This is a genomic window from Verrucomicrobium sp. BvORR034 (assembly GCF_000739635.1).
GTDB lineage: Bacteria > Verrucomicrobiota > Verrucomicrobiia > Verrucomicrobiales > Verrucomicrobiaceae > Verrucomicrobium.
The window spans coordinates 24,908-44,007 of sequence record NZ_BATQ01000082.1; the positions used below are offsets into that span (position 1 = coordinate 24,908).

General features: G+C 56.6%; 17 protein-coding genes and 1 pseudogene. 13 read left to right on the top strand and 5 right to left on the bottom strand.

Annotation, left to right across the window (positions count from 1 at the left end; genetic code table 11):
- Positions 1 to 4: 4 nt before the first annotated feature.
- Positions 5 to 928 carry a prepilin-type N-terminal cleavage/methylation domain-containing protein gene (locus tag BV034_RS14190; protein ID WP_265592993.1) on the top strand — a complete coding sequence of 308 codons (924 nt, stop codon included), beginning with the start codon at positions 5 to 7 and terminating at the stop codon, positions 926 to 928.
- On the top strand, positions 925 to 3,909 hold the full coding sequence (locus BV034_RS14195) for a hypothetical protein (RefSeq protein WP_050027665.1): 2,985 nt from the start codon (positions 925 to 927) through the stop codon (positions 3,907 to 3,909). Before BV034_RS14190 ends, BV034_RS14195 begins: the two co-directional genes overlap by 4 nt.
- A 585-nt stretch (positions 3,910 to 4,494) precedes the next feature.
- Here the strand turns inward: BV034_RS14195 and BV034_RS14200 are convergent.
- Positions 4,495 to 5,280: a PEP-CTERM sorting domain-containing protein gene (locus tag BV034_RS14200; protein ID WP_265592994.1), complete on the bottom strand. Its 786-nt coding sequence runs from the start codon at positions 5,278 to 5,280 to the stop codon at positions 4,495 to 4,497.
- Positions 5,281 to 5,414: 134 nt separating this feature from the next.
- Between BV034_RS14200 and BV034_RS14205 the strand changes: the two genes are divergently transcribed.
- Complete coding sequence (locus BV034_RS14205; protein ID WP_265592995.1) at positions 5,415 to 5,756, top strand: hypothetical protein; 342 nt, start codon at positions 5,415 to 5,417, stop codon at positions 5,754 to 5,756.
- Here BV034_RS14205 and BV034_RS14210 read toward each other — a convergent pair.
- On the bottom strand, positions 5,737 to 6,483 hold the full coding sequence (locus BV034_RS14210) for an SDR family oxidoreductase (RefSeq protein WP_050027668.1): 747 nt from the start codon (positions 6,481 to 6,483) through the stop codon (positions 5,737 to 5,739). The genes BV034_RS14205 and BV034_RS14210 overlap by 20 nt on opposite strands.
- A gap of 144 nt (positions 6,484 to 6,627) precedes the next feature.
- Between BV034_RS14210 and BV034_RS36815 the strand changes: the two genes are divergently transcribed.
- Positions 6,628 to 6,969 carry a helix-turn-helix domain-containing protein gene (locus BV034_RS36815; RefSeq protein WP_081887808.1) on the top strand — a complete coding sequence of 114 codons (342 nt, stop codon included), beginning with the start codon at positions 6,628 to 6,630 and terminating at the stop codon, positions 6,967 to 6,969.
- Between the two features lie 88 nt (positions 6,970 to 7,057).
- Here BV034_RS36815 and BV034_RS14215 read toward each other — a convergent pair whose 3' ends face one another.
- Positions 7,058 to 8,035: a cupin domain-containing protein gene (locus BV034_RS14215; protein WP_050027669.1), complete on the bottom strand. Its 978-nt coding sequence runs from the start codon at positions 8,033 to 8,035 to the stop codon at positions 7,058 to 7,060.
- A 185-nt stretch (positions 8,036 to 8,220) separates the two neighbouring features.
- Between BV034_RS14215 and BV034_RS14220 the strand changes: the two genes are divergently transcribed.
- From BV034_RS14220 to BV034_RS14230, 3 genes are all read left to right on the top strand, one after another.
- Complete coding sequence (locus BV034_RS14220) at positions 8,221 to 9,003, top strand: SDR family oxidoreductase (RefSeq protein WP_050027704.1); 783 nt, start codon at positions 8,221 to 8,223, stop codon at positions 9,001 to 9,003.
- A gap of 70 nt (positions 9,004 to 9,073) precedes the next feature.
- Positions 9,074 to 9,460 carry a VOC family protein gene (locus BV034_RS14225; protein WP_050027670.1) on the top strand — a complete coding sequence of 129 codons (387 nt, stop codon included), beginning with the start codon at positions 9,074 to 9,076 and terminating at the stop codon, positions 9,458 to 9,460.
- Positions 9,461 to 9,620: 160 nt separating this feature from the next.
- A complete protein-coding gene (locus BV034_RS14230) occupies positions 9,621 to 9,947 on the top strand; it encodes a DUF1330 domain-containing protein (RefSeq protein ID WP_050027705.1) in 327 nt (108 codons plus the stop codon).
- A gap of 93 nt (positions 9,948 to 10,040) precedes the next feature.
- Here BV034_RS14230 and BV034_RS14235 read toward each other — a convergent pair whose 3' ends face one another.
- Entirely contained in the window at positions 10,041 to 10,787 is a 747-nt protein-coding gene (locus tag BV034_RS14235; RefSeq protein WP_265592997.1) for an alpha/beta hydrolase, read from the bottom strand.
- 270 nt (positions 10,788 to 11,057) lie between these two features.
- Between BV034_RS14235 and BV034_RS14240 the strand changes: the two genes are divergently transcribed.
- Together BV034_RS14240 and BV034_RS36820 are read left to right on the top strand one after the other, a co-directional pair.
- Complete coding sequence (locus BV034_RS14240) at positions 11,058 to 11,552, top strand: MarR family transcriptional regulator (protein WP_081887809.1); 495 nt, start codon at positions 11,058 to 11,060, stop codon at positions 11,550 to 11,552.
- A 334-nt stretch (positions 11,553 to 11,886) separates the two neighbouring features.
- Positions 11,887 to 12,018: pseudogene (locus BV034_RS36820) on the top strand (deaminase); the annotation flags it as partial.
- Positions 12,019 to 12,141: 123 nt separating this feature from the next.
- Here BV034_RS36820 and BV034_RS14250 read toward each other — a convergent pair.
- The gene (locus BV034_RS14250; protein ID WP_265592998.1) at positions 12,142 to 12,864 is read right to left on the bottom strand and encodes a serine protease; all 723 of its coding nucleotides are present in this window, start codon (positions 12,862 to 12,864) and stop codon (positions 12,142 to 12,144) included.
- 764 nt (positions 12,865 to 13,628) lie between these two features.
- On the opposite strand from BV034_RS14250, the gene BV034_RS14255 reads away from it, so the two are divergent.
- From BV034_RS14255 to BV034_RS14270, 4 genes are all read left to right on the top strand, one after another.
- The gene (locus BV034_RS14255; RefSeq protein ID WP_265592999.1) at positions 13,629 to 13,874 is read left to right on the top strand and encodes a MarR family winged helix-turn-helix transcriptional regulator; all 246 of its coding nucleotides are present in this window, start codon (positions 13,629 to 13,631) and stop codon (positions 13,872 to 13,874) included.
- Positions 13,875 to 13,935: 61 nt separating this feature from the next.
- A complete protein-coding gene (locus BV034_RS14260) occupies positions 13,936 to 14,736 on the top strand; it encodes an SDR family oxidoreductase (RefSeq protein WP_050027675.1) in 801 nt (266 codons plus the stop codon).
- Between the two features lie 13 nt (positions 14,737 to 14,749).
- Positions 14,750 to 15,904 (top strand): efflux RND transporter periplasmic adaptor subunit, encoded by a 1,155-nt coding sequence (locus BV034_RS14265; protein WP_081887811.1) that lies wholly within the window; start codon positions 14,750 to 14,752, stop codon positions 15,902 to 15,904.
- Positions 15,891 to 18,962, top strand: coding sequence for an efflux RND transporter permease subunit (locus BV034_RS14270; RefSeq protein ID WP_050027676.1), 3,072 nt, complete (start codon positions 15,891 to 15,893; stop codon positions 18,960 to 18,962). The genes BV034_RS14265 and BV034_RS14270 overlap by 14 nt, the downstream gene beginning before the upstream one ends.
- The last annotated feature ends 138 nt before the right edge of the window (positions 18,963 to 19,100 follow it).

Genomic DNA, 19,100 nt, shown 5'->3' on the forward strand with positions numbered 1-19,100 from the left:
TAACTTGCGGGCAGTAAGTCCTCGTACCCGCGCGACCGGAGAAGGCTTCACCCTGGTGGAGATCATGGTGGCTACCGCGGTGCTGGCGTTGTTGCTCGTTTCCCTGGTGCAGGTGGCCAGCGCGGTGGCTGATACGTGGAGCACCGGTCACAGTCGCGCGGAACGGCGGCAACATGGCCGGGCCATTGTGGACTTCATCGGCCGGGAACTTCGCTCTGCGGCGCTTCCTGTGCATCGTGCCGTGCTCAGTGACAAGGCGGACTTGCAGTTTGTCCTGAATCCCACCTCGCTAGGCGCAGCATTGAAGAATCCTCATGCGCTTTTCTGGCAGGCACCCGTTGCCACCGACACCAGCCAGGGGGCTCTGGCCCAGGTGGGCTACTTCGTGCATTGGGATGGCAACAAGCCGATGTTGTGCCGCAAGTTTGTCAATCCAGGCAGCAGTGACTATTTGATCTATGATGCGAACAAGATCGGCTCCTGGATGAATGCGGGCATCACCAATGCCGCGACGCCTGCCGTGCAAAACGGATGGGTGGGACTCTTCGCCGAGGATGTGGTGGGGTTCTGGGTCCGGTGTCTGGACCGGAACGGCCAGCCCATCGTGCAGAACTGCGGCGCCGGACTCTTTGATTCCAGAGTGCCCTACAGCAGCACGGTGGACGGTGTCACCACGGCCTATGAAGCGCCCGTGTTGCCCTTCTGTGTGGAGGTTTCCATCGTCACCGTTGACTCCCGCGCGACAGCGGGGTTCGATGCAAGTACGAAGGCGGCCATCATGGACATGGTGAAGAGTCCTGGCACGGTGAATGCCGCCGCTTTCATTGAGGCATTGAAGACGAAGGCCGAGACCAGGAAAGATCTGCTTCCTGTGCTGCGCAGCGCGGTTCCGTATCAGATCCAAGTCTATCTGGAGAATTCCCCATGAAGCCTGCAACGCACTTTCCTCTGGTGGCATGTCGTGATGGAGCGGCCCTCATCATGACCATCATCATCCTGGCCTTGATCACAGTCATGGTGCTGGGGTTTGCTAATCTTGTGCGGAATGAAACCGCGTCGTCCAGTTCCCACCAGGATCGCGGCCGGGCCTTGCTCTACACGCAGATGGGCACGGACATGGTCACTTCCACCTTGCGCAATCTGACTGCGAATCCCGCGCTCACCTGGGCCAGTCGGCCAGGCGCGCTGATCACCGCGAGTCCCAGCGAGCCCACGATACTCGTCAACCAGACCGACCTGCATTCTGGCATGCCTTCCGCACGCCTGCTGGATGCCGCCTCCGACGTCAAAGCTGTCCTGCGTCCGGCCAACCTGAATGTGGCCACGCTCAATGACGATGGCAGTCATCTTATCACGGACGAGGTAACTGCGGGCTCCACACCGATGGCTTTGCCTGTCCGTTGGGTCTATGTCCGCGAAGATGGCTCCTTTGACTATGCGGAGGAACCGAACCTGACGGATGCAGCCAATCCCATCACCGGGCGATTCGCCTACTGGACCGACGATGAGTCCAGCAAGATCAACATCAATACCGCCTGGAAGCGCAACGCGCCGGGGGACAGCGCTGCTGCGGCGAACTACAACACCTTCCTGCCCACCCATCCCAGCGGAGTGAATTTGGGCAGCCTCTTCACCGCCGCCGATCCGGCGCTCACGCCGGAAGACGCGCGGCTGAAGGCTGATTTCCTGCATGCCGCCATCACTCCCAATCATCGCTATACCGACCTGACCAGCGGTGCCGGGCGCTTCTTCAATGATCTCTCGGAGATGCGTCGCCTGGACCATCTGACGGATTCCCCCGGCGGCTTTGCGAAGGCGCTCTCCAGCGCGAAGTTTCAGCTCACGCACTACAATCACGATCCCGATACGACGTTCTTTAATGAGCCGCGTTTCGTCCTCACCACGCAGGAGAAATATGCGCCCCGCAATCCTGATGGTACCCTCATGAAAGATAAGAATGGCGTGCCTTACTTTCTGGATATCCTCAAAGTGGCCAACAGCGACCCAGGCCAGGCCTCGAAGGAGAACATTGATCGGGTCAAGCTGGACAAGACCATCCGCAAGCTCATCACTTATCTTCAGCGCACGGACTGGCCCATGACGACAGATCCCTCTTCAGGCGCGCGAAGCAGTCTTCAATCCAAGTACTATCCTGCAGCGAATGAACTGCGGCTGGCGCAGCTCGCGCTCAACATCGTGGAATACGTGCGCAGTGCAGAATCCTCCCTGCAACTGGTGGAGCCTATGCGGGCCATCATCGACCTGGCGGGCACCTATGGCGCACGGGGTGCCTTTGTCACCAACGCGCATGTGCCAGATGTCATCAATGTGGGCAACTATGTGGCCAATATCTACAAAGGCAGCACCCGCAGCCTGTTCATCACGGAAGTGTCCGCCTGGGTGGGAGATACCCCGGTGATCAACAGCGGCACCACTTACTGGCCGTGTGAATTGTACTGTGAGATTCATCTGCCCAAGCACGGTGGGTTGGACGAGATCGATCTGGCCAATGTGGATGGGAAAATGGTTTCCGTCGGCTACTCCTACTATCTGAAGGATCCGGGGGAGTTCTTCTCACCGGCGACCTTTGCTCCCTTCACCGGCAAGTATATTCCCTGCCATCCCACCACGATCGTCGGGGGCAGCACGGTGATCAGGGCAGGGGAATACCGGGTGGCGTATCTCAGGGCCCTGATCAAGGTCAAGAACCGTCCCGCCACGATGCCGATGCGTCTGGGGCTGGCACTGGGTCCTAAGTTGACGGCGAGTCAGGTGGCGACAGAAGGCGTCCCTGATCCCGGCTCTGTGTTTGACAATGCCCGTCGTCTGGAACTGGCACCCGCCGGCCAACCGTTCACCATGACGGTTGATGCGCCCACCGTGAGCAAGGAGAACATCCGATCCTATGAGGTCACGGAATACAATGTCAACAGCGTCGCCAGCAGTTGGACGCGGGATGAAAACGGCGCAGCCATCACCCCGGGTCCACATACCTTCGGAAGCGTCAACCGGCGCACCCTTAATGTCCTGGGTAAGGCTGCTGCCTCGCTGGATTTTCCTCCCAGCAGTGCTCCGCAGTTTGACACAGACAAGGACGGTAACGTGACCGATGCAGGCCTGCGCATGCCTTATCCCAAGGGGCACGCGAAGAACCCTGCCGGCATTATCTCTACCGCGGGAGAACTGGGCTACATTCACACGGGCATCGAGTCCGACCGCAACAGCACCCGCGGAGGCGTGCCTTTCCGCACCCTCCGGCTGCAACCCAGCAGGCATGACACCAGCGTGGTACCAGACTGGGCTTTCATGGACTTGTTCTCCGCACCCGTCGTGGTTCCCGCCTCCGCACGCCCCATCTTTGCGCCCAACGATTCCGCCGTTGCAGGGCGAGTCAATGTCAACTGCCTGGTGGAACCCTATGCGGACCAGACACGCCACCCACAACTGGCTGCGGTGCTGGAACGGAATCTCCCGCTCATCGCCGTGTTGGCCGGAGTGCCCAACCCCTCCGAGACGGATCCAGCCCGTCTGCTCAGCACGGCGGATGCACGGGAGATTGCTGCCAGCATCTACCACCGCCGATTTGCCACGGCTGGCAAAAACTACGGTTATGCGGGAGCTTATGATTCGCCGGGCGAGATTGCAGAAATCGCCGGAGTCGCCGACCAAGGAGAGTTGTCCGAGGCCGTCCTACGCGGGATCGCCAGTCTCATCACCACGCGCGGCAGCGTGTTCAGCATTTATACCATTGGTCAATCGCTGCAACAAACGCGGAGCCATGAACTCCGCGTCACGGGGGAGCAGCGTCAACGCACCCTGCTGGAAGCCTTGCGGCAACTGGATCCGGCCACCGGTCTCGCCACACAGGTGAAGTTCCGCAAGGTGAGCCACGGCGATTTGTATCCCTAGTCGTCAACAAGCCAGACGTTGCCAGAGGTCATAGCATACGATGGCCAGGTCACCTACAACCTCTCCGATCGCCGGGGCTTGGACTTCCGCTGCCTTTGTTTCCGCGATGCTTGCACCCTGCAATATGCACTTGAGGTTGAGGTGAGAAAGCATGGCGCTCTCGGCATGTTGATTGGAACGTCTGTGCTGCGCTGGAGACCGCTTGTCTGTAGTGTGAGACCACCAAAACGATGGCCGTGGTTTCTTTCGCCGGGTTGCCACGGCAGTGACAACAATTCAAACTTGTCCAGAATCATCCGACGATTTCCTCACAACGCGCTCCAACGCCCATCCGACAAAGCTACCAGACAATCTTGAGTAAAATTGGAATTTGCCAGGACGATGAGCCATTTCGATCGTCTTTAACCCCATACTTTTTCTCGTCGCTCGGAAGCGGTAGCCAGTAGGTGCAATGTTTCTGCACTGGCGGGCGGCGGCGGACAGATCACGGGTAGACACCCCGGCGTCGCGCCTCCTACCTCATTTTACCGCCCGGAAACATCAGTCCTGAACCATGTTTCCTCATCGAGCTCACCCATCTGACAGTCAGGAAATCCGACGACGTCTTAAGGCTAAGATTAGAAAACCACCACAGAGTAACAATGCTGATGACGGTTCGGGAACTGCATCAATGGAGAGAAACATGACCGGTTGCTGCGTAGTCGTGGTAGGAGAGCCATAATACACTTGCCCCGTAACATCAGTGTCAATGAAAACCGTGTCCAGCAGGGCATGCGCGCCCGGGTCCGAGTGCCACCACGATTTTACGCTTTCGAGGCCGTCTGTGGTGAGCGCGCCCGTCCAGAGATCCATATCCCTGCTATGGATCAAGGCCCAGGCGGCACGCTGAAAATCCCGTGCGACACCTTCTCCAGTCAGATCCGCCTGGATGGCGTCAATATTGTTGCCATAAATATTGATGAGAGAGGTTGCGATTGAATTCCTCGAATCCTCACCGAAGCTGTCCCACATGGATCCGCCCAAGTCGTGAATCTCAGTCGAGATCAAGTATGATTGAGTGCCGCTTGGAGCCGTGGCACCATTGTCCATGCAGAGCCAAAAATAATCGTCTCCAAAGAGCAAGGTGGGTGCCGTGTCTCTATTGGCACCGTAAAGAGGACCAAAGGTCACATCCAGCGTTTGGGCGTTGGAAGATAGACGGGAAAATCCCACTAATACAGCGACCGTTGCAAGCAGCAAATTAGACATTCTCATAAAAATATCTGCATTTGTGCAATGAACTGATTGTATTGAAGCAATCAATGAAATCAAGAGTAATTTTGCCTTTTCAAGGCGAGCGATCCATTGGCCACAGTGATCGAAGACGATCAAGCCTTCTGGTCAAGTAACGGGCTACCTTTAATCCTTTCAACAAGCTGCACTGTTTGCCCGCTTCATGGATGAGTAGCTTTCATAGTCCCGCCTCCTGCATCTGTCGGAGGTTGTCCATTACGCTACGGCGTCGGATGGCTTCGATGTCCGGCGGGCGCTGCGTTGAGAGAATAGAAGAGCCGTCCCGGCTCTTTGGGGTGCTGTGTGATGTGGGGAACAAGAACCGGGGCGGTTCTTTTACCTTGCCCGAGCCGCACGGCCATGAGGCCGAATTTACGGAAGGTTTCGGCGATGTGTTCGTGGGTCATGCCCAAGGTCTTCCCATTCTCCTCGGCGATCAGCAGGCCGTGGCTGAGAGCAAGCTGGCGGGCAAACCATTTGATGCCCCGCAGTGCTCAGGTGGCGATGGCTTCTTCTTCGACGGTGAAATCCGATTCCGCACCCACACGCTGAGACTCATCGTGCACTGTCGATGATCATCCCGCCATCCGGGACCAGGCTATAGCCCGTCACAAACTGCGCATCCTTGCTCGCCAGAAACAGAACAACAGGAGCAATGTCCTCTTCAGGCGAGCCGAAGCGTGAGAGCGCATTGGGAGGCGGCGGCGCATTTGATTCTGCTGCACCCCATGTGTCCGCCACGGGCAGCATGTTGTTTACCGTAATATTGTCGGGACCCCATTCGCGGGCCGCTGCCCTGGTGAGCGCCCGAACAGCTTCCTTGGCCATCGCGTAGGGAGTGTAAGGCAACAGGGCTACGACTCCGGCAGCCGATGCAAAATTGATGACACGCCCCTGCCCACTAGCCTTCAAATGCGGGTAGCAGGCTTGCATTAAACGCAAGTAGGCTATCGGTCCCATTTCGAAATTACGTTGCAATTTCTCGACTGACATATCGATGACCGAGGAGAAGACGGCAGACGGATCGAAGGCGTTATTCACCAGGATGTCAACTCCGCCGAAGGCAGCAACGACCTTGTCCACAGCTTTCTTGATCTGATCGGCATCGCTGATATCGCACGCCACGCCAAGCGCGGTGCCTCCCGCAGCCTCGATTTCAGAGACCACCGCATTCACATTGGCAGGAGTAAGTGATACTACTGCCACCTTTGCGCCTTCAGCCGCAAACAGTTTGGCTGTCGCACGGCCGATGCCGCGACCTGCACCTGTAACAATTGCAATTTTACCTTCTAGTCGGTTCATAGTAGTTTCCTTTTTGTTGTGGATTGTTTTTTGGCCATTCGTGTCTTTTGTTGGCCATGATTGAGGCAACGATCGGATTTTAATCCTTTACTTTCTTTTGTAAAGTAGGCACAATAAAGGAAGCGAGTTTGCAAAAGGAAAGTAATGGCCAAGTCTGAACCTCAAACATCACAAGATCACCTCCCCAAACTTCTCGATCTCCTCTCGGGGGTTTGGACGATGAATATCCTCTATGTGCTGCACAGTAATGGACCGACTAGATTTGGAGAGCTGAAGCGACATCTGGGATCAGTATCCACAAAAACACTCACGGAACGTCTCAGGACGTTGGAGGGTGAGGGGCTTGTTTCCAGACACTATGAGCCCACTGTTCCTCCTCAAGTTACCTATTCTCTTACCCCAAAGACCGGGGAGCTTGAGGTAGCTATTGGAGAATTGCAACGAGTCGCAGATCGATGGTACGGGGGCAGCGGTTCGAAAAGCTGATGCCTGGAGTGCAGACGTCCCTCATTGTGGCTTCTGGACAAGTTCATCTACAACTTGCTGTTGTCTCTGGTCCACACCCTTCAATATCTCACCGCCGTCCGGTCGAAGTCCGCTTTCCACTTGATTCCACTTTAGGAAGAGCGGCGTTATGGGAGCGGTATTTGCCTGGCGAAACTCCCATGACACGGCGGAAAGCTTTGCCGAACGAACTTTCCGACTCGTACCCCGTCGCTAGTGCTACGTCGGCCAGCTTCATCGGTGGGGTTGCTCTCATCATGCTGCCTGCTCTCACCATCCGCCATTGTGTCAGATGGTCCAGCGGTGTTTCCCCGACCAGCCTGCGGAACCGTTCGGCGAAGGCAGAGCGGGACATGGAGACACTGCGGGCCAGGTCTTCCACGGTCCACTGCCGCTCGGGTTCTGCGTGCAACAGTTGGATGGCTTCGCCGATCTGCGGGTCATTCAAAGCATGCAGCCAGCTGGGATGATCCGCAGCGGATGAGGAGCCAATGCGGGACCTCATCGCCTGAACAAAGAGCACTTCCGCAAGGCGATCCACGATGGCGGTTCCTCCTGGCAGGTTTTGAGAGACTTCTGAAGCAATGAATTGCAGGGTGGATTGGAACCAGGGTGTCGCATGACTTCCCGAGCCTTGAAGGTGGACCATCGGGGGGAGGTGTTTGATCAGTAAATTCCTTTCGGGCGAGGCCAACGAAAAACAACCTGCAACAATAGAAGTCGATGGACCCCGGCCCCCATCGAAAGTGATCAATCGTGTACGGTGGAACTCTTCCTGTGAGGCGACCTCAAGCATCGAGCGAACCGATACCTCCGGGCTGCTGCGAATGGTGTAATACTTGGGTGTGGGGAGGAAGACAAAATCCCCTCCAACAAGAGACACCTGCGGTGAGTCATCGACACTAAGAAAGCAAGAACCGCGCGTGACGATGATGCAAACCCCATCGTCGGCGGGAAACCGGAATCCAAAGGGTGCGGAGAACTCAAGGCGACCGTACAACGAGCCCTTCGTCCGCATGAGGGACATCATATGAGCGAGAACATCCATAGTAGGCAAAGCATGGATCAGATCATTGAAAAGTCCATTGAATCTGGACGATTGGACCAGACATCAGGACTTTCAGCCATTGAAAGTCCAGAAAAATCGTCTACTGTCACCAAAGAAAGGACGGTCACTTTATGAACCAATCAACAGACATATCCACCACCGGCGTCACCGCTTCCCCCACCGGCATCAGCTTCGATCTTCACCTCAAAGGGCGTCGAGCCTTGGTCACTGGGGGAACTAAAGGGGTCGGTGCCGCTGTTGTGCAAGTACTGCATGAGGCCGGCGTTAGCATCGTGACCACGGCACGCGAACTGCCGAAGAATCCGACGGCTGGCGTGCACTACATCGCCGCTGACGTGGCGACAGCCAAGGGGTGCGTCACCGTTTCTGAGGAGGTGCTTCGCCACCTCGGCGGGATTGACATTCTCATCAACGTCGTTGGCGGCTCAAGCGCCCCGGGTGGCGGTTTTGCCAGTCTTGATGATGATGTCTGGCAACGTGAGCTTGATCTGAACTTGATGAGCGCAGTTCGCCTCGACAGGGCGCTGCTGCCGCCGATGATCGAACAGGGGGCCGGGGTCATCATCCACGTGACCTCGATCCAGCGCGAGCTTCCGCTGCCGGAATCGACGACGGCTTATGCGGCGGCCAAGTCTGCGCTCTCGACTTACAGTAAAAGCCTTTCAAAGGAAGTCACTCCCAAGGGCATTCGCGTTGTTCGTGTTTCGCCAGGGTGGGTGGAAACAGAGGCCGCCGTCGCATTGGCGGAACGCCTCGCGGTCAGTGCGGGCACCGACTACGAGGGGGGAAAGCAGATGGTGATGGACGCACTCGGCGGCATTCCTCTAGGGCGGCCGGCCAAGCCGAAAGAGGTCGCCGACCTTATTGCGTTTCTCGTATCGCCGCGCGCTTCAGCCATCACTGGGACAGAGTTCGTCATCGACGGCGGCACGGTGCCGACAGTTTAGTGCAAAAGTGTGCCGACAATGTGCAGCAAAAAAGCCAGAACCAAAGCCGAACCATTCACCAGGGAATCTCATGATCGACCACATCATCATCACCGTCAGCGATCTCAATAAGAGCAAGGAATTCTACCAAAAGGCTCTTGCTCCTTTGGGTTACTCCGCCACGCCAGAATACACCTCAGGAAGCGCGAAAGCGAAAGGAGTGGGATTTGGAGTGGAAGGCCAGGGGCATGATTTCTTCATCCAGGAAAACCAGGAATTGATTGCGCCTTGCCATATCGCATTTCGCGTTCCCACCAGGGAGCAAGTGGAAAGCTTCTACAAGGCGGCTATTGCGGCGGGTGGGAAGGATAACGGCGAGCCGGAGCTAACTCCAGACCATGGCCCCGACTATTACTCCGCCTACGTTTTTGATCCGGACGGCTACAACATCGAAGTCGTCTGCTGGCAGCCAGTTTAACTGAATGAATCCACCCCCGGAAACTCTTCAATCCTCTACCCACAATCGAATGAAACATGCATTTCTTGTTATAGCCAGTGTTCTCGCCGCCATGACTTTGACTGCCGGCGATTCCGCCGAGAAGGAAGCGCGCACCGGAGCCGTTAAAGCTACTGCTCCGATCCCGGAACAAAAGGTCCAAGTCGCGAAACCGGCCTACGTTGTCTTCACTCGTGAAAAGACTCTCGACCAGGCCGAGCTGGAGACTTATTGGAAGAAGGTGGCCGCCTCGCTTGAGGGGCACCCCATGAAGGTGCTCTCAGGTTATGGGCCGTATGAAGTGCTGGAAGGCGACAAGACAGAAGGCGTCGTGATTGCGGAGTTCCCCAGTATGGAAGCCGCCAAGGCTTGGTATTACAGCCCCGCCTACCAGGCAGCCCGGGAACACCGGCTCAAGGGCGCAGTCTATCGCGGGATACTCGTCGAGGCAACGACACCTCGGGATTGAGTCCAGTCGAATGGGCGTCACTCATTCTCTGACTTTGAAACGACAAAAAACAGGCGGCACCCTTGAGGTTCCGCCTGTTTCTGCGACGTGAGGTCACTTCACCGCTTTGAGGGAGTTTTGCGCCGCTTTTTCAATCACTGCCGCCACTTCTTTCGGCTTGGTGACGAAAGGTACATGGCTGGCTTCCACTTCCACGATCTCTGCACCGATGCGTGTGGCCTGCTTGCGCAGCAGCTTGGGGGCGATGGCCTTGTCCTGAGTTGCAACGATGAACCAACTCGGCTTGGTGCGCCACGCAGCTTGCGTGAGTTTCGTTCCAAAGATCGCCATGTTGATGGGCACTTGCGAGTCGCGCAGGAAGGCGGCATCCGCATCCGAGGTGTCATTGGCGAAACCTAACTTGAACTTCTCCAGGTTCACGAAGCCAAAACCATCCGGCCCAGGCTCAATGACGAATTCCGGTGGAGCAGGGATTTCTACAAACTGATCGCCGGTGGACTCCCCAACATCCGGCGCGAGCGCGGACACATAGACCAGTCCAACCACCTTCTCATCGACACCGGCTTCGGTGATCACCGTTCCACCGTAGGAATGACCGACAACGATGGTGGGGCCATCCTGGCGTGCAAGAATGCGTCGCAGGGCGGCGACGTCGTCCGCCAGGGAAGTGAGGGGATTTTGCACAATGGACACGCGATAGCCCTTGCGGGTGAGTTCGTCATACACACCTCTCCAGCCAGAGCCATCGGCAAAGGCACCATGCACCAGCACCACGTTTTTGACCTGTGGCACCTTGGCCACGGGTTCTGCGGACGATATTGCCGCGAACGCGTGCATCATGGTGAAAGCGCCAACGGCTGATCGGAGGATTCTGCTCGTCATTTTCATGTCTTCTTTGTGGTTTGTGGTCGATTTTGAGGCTGTGATCCGGGACGCATTGTTCGGTGGTTGTGGCGTGCAGGATTGAGCATCGTTTTACCTGGGAACAATCCAGTGATTAACTTGTGCACGATTAAATCGTGCACGATATGTTGAGCATAAATCTTGATTCGTCAACCCGTCCAGATCAAATTTCCGACGAGAATTTAGATATCCGTTCGCCGCTCACCCATGAAATCACGTAACCCCTCGACGAAGAAGCCAGGAGCAAACGACACTGACCTCGCAACAAATCTCGGAGATTTTTTGTGCTTTGCCGTTTACGCCTCAAACCTGGCGTTCAATCGCGTTTACAAACCCCTCTTTGCCGAGCTTGGACTCACCTACTCACAATATGCTGCGCTAGTCGCCCTCAAGGAAGAAGACGGCCCGACGGTCAGCCAGTTGGGGAAGAAGCTCTTTCTTGAATCGAGCACCCTCACTCCTCTTCTGAAAAGAATGGAAGCATCTGGCTACGTCACCCGCCAGCGGAATCCCAGCGACGAACGCGAGGTGCGCATCACACTGACGGATGCGGGGCACGGTGTCTTCGAAAAAGCCTTCTGCGGGCGCAACCGGGTGATTGCGGCCACAGGGTTGACCCCTGACGAATTTACCCGGTTGCAGAGGGATCTGGTCAAACTGCGCAATAATCTGCTGAAAGCCTCGCAAGCTGGCGATGCCTGAGTTCTATTCGCAGACCATCTCATAAGCCGTCGATGGTGATCGACAGACAGGTGCAGCGGTGAACATTATACAATCGTCCGGCGCTGAAGCGCGACCTCGGTCTTCCCGGCGCGGGTGGGGGTCGGGATGCTGGCGGTGATCGGAGCTGGGGTGCTTCGGGGTTCCTATTTGTCTCCACCTTTTCCAGGGTGGCGGCTCGTGCCTCGCCATACCTTGGGCGCCTATGTCAGCCACCGTTGGCATCAAATGCAGCTACGGGCGACCAGAAATCCGAAACCACGCGGCATGTCATTCTCATCCTGACGCGAAAGCGCGATCCTCTCTCTCTCCGGCAATGGTGCAACCCAGGCTCGCGGGCCATGGGCCGACGTTGTTCGCGGGGCTGTCGAAGTATATCGTCTTGAAACTCGTAGGCCGGAAGGAGTTCCGCTCAGGGGCGGTCGTGATGCGGTATGAGCCGAGAAGGCAGCCATCGAGAATGGAATTTCTGGCGATGGAGGGGAAGTGGGCTGAGGCCCTGCTTCTTTCCAATCTCCTCGGTGATCTGTTTTTCGCTGCGTTCAGTGAGGTTGACGTGCCCACGTCTTGGTTACGGCCGAGAGCGATCGGCATGTAGGATCTCTTCCATTGCCGTCGGGTCGAACATGGAGAACGTTGTTCTCAGCCCGAAAAGTGGCTTTGCCTGACCGCCGGTAACGATGCCAACCAAGTGCCCTTTGCTGCTGACCACGGGCGCGCCGCTCATCCCTCCACGTCCCACGAGCGTGGACTCATAGATCCAGCGCAATGAGCCGTTGTCGAGAACGCGGACATTCGTGATCTTCCCGGCAGTGCGGAAATCACCGTTCCCGAACGAGGTTCTGATCAGATCGTTGAGGTCATATTTGCCACTCGCGTTCAGTCGTGTGAGGCGTATGCCGCTGTTCAGCCCACTTGCTCCGCTGAATACGGCTTCTCCCTCTGCGAGCGGAGACTGCTGTGCGCTGAACCGTGCCGAAGGCCGGTATCCGAATTTCACAATGGCAAGATCCGCCGAGCTATCGTGCCACACGACTCTGCCAGGGTATTCGACGACCCGGAGTGGGTTCGCTGAGGAGACTGAATTCGAGAGGCGAAAATCGCCCTTCTCCACCACATGCCACGCCGTCAGGTAATATCCATCCTCGCTAATCGGTGCCGCCCTTCCCACGGGCAGTATCCCCCCTTTGACCGTTATCAAACCGACCTTGTTCTTGAAGAATCCGTCGATACTTTCACCGGCAATCGGCCGGTCTCCGTATTGGGATACACTCGCCGCCTGGAGAGCTCTCACCTGCGGATTGTCATCACGCCGGTTGCTGAACCCGCTAGCGCTACAGCCAACAAGAGCCGACAACGAAAACAACCATAGCGCGACTCGAAGCGAACTGCTCGCTTTCGGCGCTGCTGCTCTACGCCGTGAGAAGATGGGGTTCTTGTCGCGAGTGCTCACTCACTCAACTATAAATGGGTGACTGTGAGAGCTCAACACTCTGTGTCCAGCAAGGGGCCGCAGGTGTGTCCACGGAATAATGGCGGTGCGGGCGAGCGCACTTTACGAACCTCCTACGGGATTAATCTGGTTTTGGGCCTGCTGGGATCGTTTCTTACGTTTCAGGTCTCTAGAGCAGAATGATCAAACGAGTCGGCACGCAACGCCTCTGAATCTGTTTTGTGTAAGGATTTCTGGCCAGTTCAAGCTTTGCAAAAAATCAGTCGGCGACACCTCGCCGCCCGTAGGGACTGGAGCATCGACAGAGCCAGAATAGTTTGGGGGCAAGATGGATCAAATGGGTGGCGACCAGTGGCACATCCTTTTGAAAATGCCTTGACGCCATCCAGATGGAAGTGTATATGCACACCATGTCCCAACAATTGGATATGTCGTCTGTGGCGAATTGTGTCTGTTTCAACTTGAGTCGGGTGACACGGGTGGCGAGCCAATTCTTTGACGCTGAGATGCGGCGGCACGGCATCCGCACGACGCAGGGGGCGATTTTGCAGGCATTGAATGCCAAGGAAAATTGGAGCATGGCGGAATTGAGCAGTTGGCTTGGAATGGACCGGACTACCTTGGTGAGAAATCTCCGGCCATTGCAACGGGACGGTTGGGTGGAGATTGTGGGTGGTGGGCGGGGCAGCCGGGTGGAACTCCTCATTACAGCGAAAGGCCGGGAAAAAATCAAAGAGGTCATGCCAGCCTGGCGCTCAGCCCAAAAGGCTGCCGTCAAAACCTTGGGTGAACAGCGGTGGTCCGCCATCCTGTCCGATCTTGAAACGGCGGCGCAGGCCCTCAGCAAGTAGTTTTCAAGCCTCGAATATTTAAAGCGATGAGTCGCTTCAACATGTGCATATACACACTACTATGAAAAACACCGACCGACCGACACCCGAAAAATCATGGGTTCTAATTACCGGTGCATCGAGTGGCTTCGGCGAGGAGTTTGCCCGCCAATATGCCACGAAAGGCCATTCGTTGGTCTTGGTAGCCCGACGGCTGGATAGGCTTCAAAGTCTCGCAGAAGCGCTAGGTCGGCAATATCGCGTTGAGGTCATTGTGGAGCAGGTGGACCTCTCAGATATTGCGGCGGTCAGCCAGTTACACCAGCGGCTTCGCGAGCGGGACATCGCGATCGATATTCTTATCAACAATGCCGGACACGGACTACAAGGTCCGTTTTTGGGGGCTCAGTTGGACGCGGCGTTGGCAATGGTGCAGTTGGATGTTGCAAGTCTGACAGCCGTCACGCACGTCTTTGCTCAAGACATGCGGGCTCGGGGAAGCGGGAGAATTCTGCTGGTGGCCAGCCTGTTGGCTTATCAGGGCGTGCAGAATTTCGCCGTCTATTCAGCCGCCAAAGCTTATGTATTACGTTTGGGTGAAGCGCTGCATCGCGAACTCAAACGCGATGGAGTCACCGTCTCGGTGCTCTGTCCCGGTATGTCGGACACAGGATTCGCACAGGCGGCTGAAATGAAGATCACGCCCACGTTGCGTCTTTTGATGATGCAGCCGTCAGCCGTGGTGCGCTCCGGGATCCGCGCGCTTGCCGCGGGACGCATGAGTGTGGTGCCGGGTTTGTCCAACAAGGCCATGGTGCTCTTTACCTGGGCCACGCCACGCTGGTTGCACCAGCGTTTTTTGTCCTACGCCATGAATGCGTGAACCGCGAAAATTTATGAAGAACACACTAATCGGGCTGACGCCTCTTACAAAGTTTACGCCCGCAGTCTCATGGGTGACCATTGGTCTTCCTGCGGGAGTGCTGACGATGGCCTTGATGGTCGCTGGCTGCTCCAAGCCAGCCGCAAAAGATCCCCGTCTGCAGTCTCCGACCGTGGAGGTCTTTAAGGTTGAAGCCGCTGGATCGAAAAGCAATACCTTCACCGGGGTCGTGGAAGCCCGGGTGCAAAGCGATTTGGGTTTTCGGGTCGGAGGGAAAATCCTGGCGCGATCCGTGGATGTAGGACAGCGCGTTCGCAAAGGCCAGATTCTGATGCGGCTGGATGCCGTGGACCTGGAACTCGCATTGGCCGCGCAACAAGCAAACGTCGAGGCGGCCCGGGCCAGATACACGCAAGCCAAGGCGGATGAAACGCGGTATGCCGCGCTGGTCAAATCCAATGCGGTATCGCATCAGGAGTATGATAACGCCCGGGCGATGCTGGAGAGCACCAAAGCACAGTTGGAAGCGGCGGAAGCTCAGGCTAGGGTCAGCAATAACTCCAGCGAGTATGCCGTGTTATCTGCCGATGCCGATGGGGTGATTGTTCGCACACTAAGCGAACCAGGTCAGGTCGTGTCTGCCGGGCAAACGGTGATCCAGTTGGCGCATGATGGCCCGCGGGAAGCCTTGATCAACCTGCCGGAGGGCGTGAGGCCGGATATAGGTGCGACCGCCCCGGCGCGGCTGTATGGGCAGGATAAAACCTATCAAGCCAAGTTGCGCCAGCTTTCCGAAGCGGCTGATCCGGCAAGCCGAACTTTTGAGGCCCGCTACGTGCTCGAAGGTGATGCCGCTTCGACGCCACTCGGCTCGACCGTCACCGTCACCGTCACATTACTCACCGAAAACACCGCTGGCAATGAGTCTGTCCGCGTTCCCATCGGAGCGGTGCATGATCGGGGAACAGGGCCGGGCGTCTGGATCGTGGACGACAAATCGGAAGTGAAGTTCCGCGCCGTGGACATTGCCTCAATCGGACAGGAAGAGGCCGTCGTGTCGCGCGGAGTTGAACTCGGGGAAAAGTTGGTGGCGTTGGGGGCGCATCTTCTGCACGACGGACAAGTCGTTAACCCAGCAAAAGAGGAGAAGGCATATGGGAAGTTTTAATCTCTCCGCACTGGCAGTGCGGGAACGCGCCATCACCCTGTTCTTCATCTTTGCTTCAGCATTCGCTGGCATCTATGCCTATTTTCAGTTGGGGAGGGCGGAAGATCCCTCCTTCACGGTAAAAGTTCTCACGGTTACCGCCGTGTGGCCCGGAGCCACCGCGCAGGAAATGCAGGATCTCGTGGCGGAGCCGTTGGAGAAAAGGCTCCAGGAACTTCGTTGGTATGATAGGGTGGAAACCACCACGCGACCGGGACTGGCGTTGATGACGCTGCAACTGATTGACAAAACGCCGCCCAAGGAAGTGGCCGATCAGTTTTATCAGGCGAGAAAAAAACTGGGGGACGAGGTGCGCAAATTGCCGCAAGGCGCGATCGGGCCTTTCGTCAACGATGAGTATTCGGACGTTTCCTTCGCACTCTACTCGGTGGAGGCTCCCGGTTTTCCCCTTCGAAAACTCACCCGCGTAGCTGAAGATCTCCGGCAGCGATTTCTGCATGTGCCAGGAGTCAAGAAGGTGGACATCGTGGGCGAACAACAAGAGAGGATATTCGTCGAGTTTTCTTATCGGCGACTGACAACCCTTGGCATCTCGCCAGCGGACATCTTTTCTGCTCTCACGCGGCAAAATGCGGTGACCCCTGCAGGATCGGTTGATACGGATGGCGCACAGGTGTTCGTCCGCCTCGACGGGGCTTACACCGACATTGATACAATCCGCAATACCCCGATTGTGGCCGGACAGCAAAGCTTCAAGCTATCGGATATCGCGAATGTCACGAGAGGTTACGAAGATCCGGCGACCTTTGTCATCCGTCACAATGGAGAATCCTCCCTGTTGTTGAGTGTCGTGATGAAAGAAGGCTGGAACGGGCTGGACCTGGGCAAGGCCTTGCAGGAGGAAAGCGCCCGAATTTCCTCCAGCCTGCCGTTGGGGGTTAGCCTGAAAAAAATCACCGATCAGGCCATCAACATCAGTTCGGCGGTGAACGAATTCATGGTCAAGTTCGCCATGGCCGTCGCCGTGGTGATGCTGGTCAGCTTGCTGAGTTTGGGTTGGAGAGTTGGCATGGTCGTGGTGGCGGCAATCCCGCTGACCTTGGGCACGGTGTTTGTGATCATGATGATCACGGATCGGGCTTTTGATCGAATCACACTGGGCGCGCTCATTATCTCGCTCGGACTCTTGGTGGACGATGCCATCATCGCCATCGAATCCATGGTGGTAAAGATGGAAGAGGGAATGGATCGCATCCAGGCTGCGGCTTATGCCTGGAGCCACACCGCGGGTCCAATGCTTGCCGGGACTCTGGTAACCGTCGTCGGCTTTCTGCCGGTTGGCTTTGCCCGTTCAACTGCGGGAGAATATGCCGGAAACGTCTTCTGGATTGTTGGATTCTCTCTCATTGTTTCATGGGTCGTAGCGGTGGTCTTCACTCCTTATATGGGGGTGAAACTTCTCCCTGACATCAAGCCCATCGAAGGTGGCCACGCCGGGATCTATTCCACTCCCGGATACCAGCGTCTCCGCCGTTTCGTCACCTGGTGCGTGAGGCGAAAATATCTCGTCGCAGGAGTTACTGTGGCTGCGTTCCTGATGGCGGGTGGGGGGATGGCCGTGGTGAAGAAGCAGTTTTTCCCAAACTCTGACCGCCCGGAATTGTTGGTCGAGGTTCAGCTTCCATTGGGAACCAGTATCGAGACGACCAGCGCAGCGGCCAGGAAGATCGAACTTTGGCTGTCGGAACAACCCGAATCAGAAATCGTGACCTCCTATATCGGAGCGGGCGCACCACGTTTTTTCTTTTCCTACAATCCGGAACTGCCCGATCCCTCCTTTGCAAAGATCGTGGTGTTGACCAAGAGTGCGGAGGCAAGAGATCAGCTCAAATTGCGTCTCCGCCAAGCTGCCACCGATGGCTTGGCATCGGAAGCCAGGATTCGCGCGACGCAGTTGGTTTTTGGACCCTATTCTCCGTTTCCCGTTGCTTTTCGGGTCATGGGACCTGATGCGGCAAGGCTGAGGGAAATTGGCAGCAGCGTAGAAGAGATCATGCGCCATGATCCAGACATGCGTACGGTGAATGTGGACTGGGGGCAACGCTCTCCCACCTTGCACTTCGTTTTGGATCAAGAGCGATTGCAGCTTATTGGATTGTCACCTGCTGAAGCAGCCCAGCAGTTGCAGTTTCTTCTCAACGGTCAGACGATCACCCAGGTTCGAGAGAATATTCGTGCGGTCAGTCTGGTGGTGAGAAGTGCTGGGTCGGAGCGGCTGGATTCTGCCAGCCTGGAAGATTTCGCCCTCACGAACCGGAACGGAAAACCGATCCCTTTGAGCCAGATCGGGCGGGTCGAAATTCAACCGGAAGATCCACTCATCAAACGGCGCGACCGGATTCCCACCATCACTGTGAGAGGTGACAATGTGGAAGGCTCCCAACCACCGGATGTCTCCTCCCGAATTTGGGGAAAGCTTTCGGCGCTCCGAGCATCGCTCCCGGAAAACTATCGTATCGAGATGGCGGGCTCGATCGAGGAAGCATCGAAAGCCAACTCAGCGCTGGCTCCACTTTTCCCCGTTATGATCCTGTTTATGCTGGCCATCATCATCATCCAGGTGCGCTCATTCTCAGCCATGTGGATGGTCATGCTCACCGGGCCGCTTGGACTCATCGGGGCGGTTCCCGCGCTGCTGATTTTTCAGCAACCATTCGGATTTAACGCCATCCTTGGTCTGATCGGTCTTTCTGGAATATTGATGCGGAACACTCTCATTTTGATCGGTCAGATTCATACCAATCAAGGAGATGGTCTGGACCTTCATCATGCGATTATCGAGGCCACCGTCCAGCGGTCACGACCGGTCATTCTGACAGCACTGGCTGCCGTGCTGGCCTTTATTCCGCTCACCCATTCTGTGTTTTGGGGCTCCATGGCTTATGTGTTGATCGGAGGGACCGCTGTCGGCACAGTGTTGACACTCGCTTTCCTCCCCGCTCTTTATGCCATCTGGTTTCAGGTCCGCAGGGAGAAGGCTGCCCCAACTGCAACCTAAACGGAAGAACGCAAAGCGGCTGTTCCACAGCACATGCTGATCCTTGTATGAGACAGGCACACGGGGACATCTTCCCCGGCTCATTCATTGTTAGAGACTCTTCTCACGTCGACGATCAGCGCACTAATCTTCCTCCCA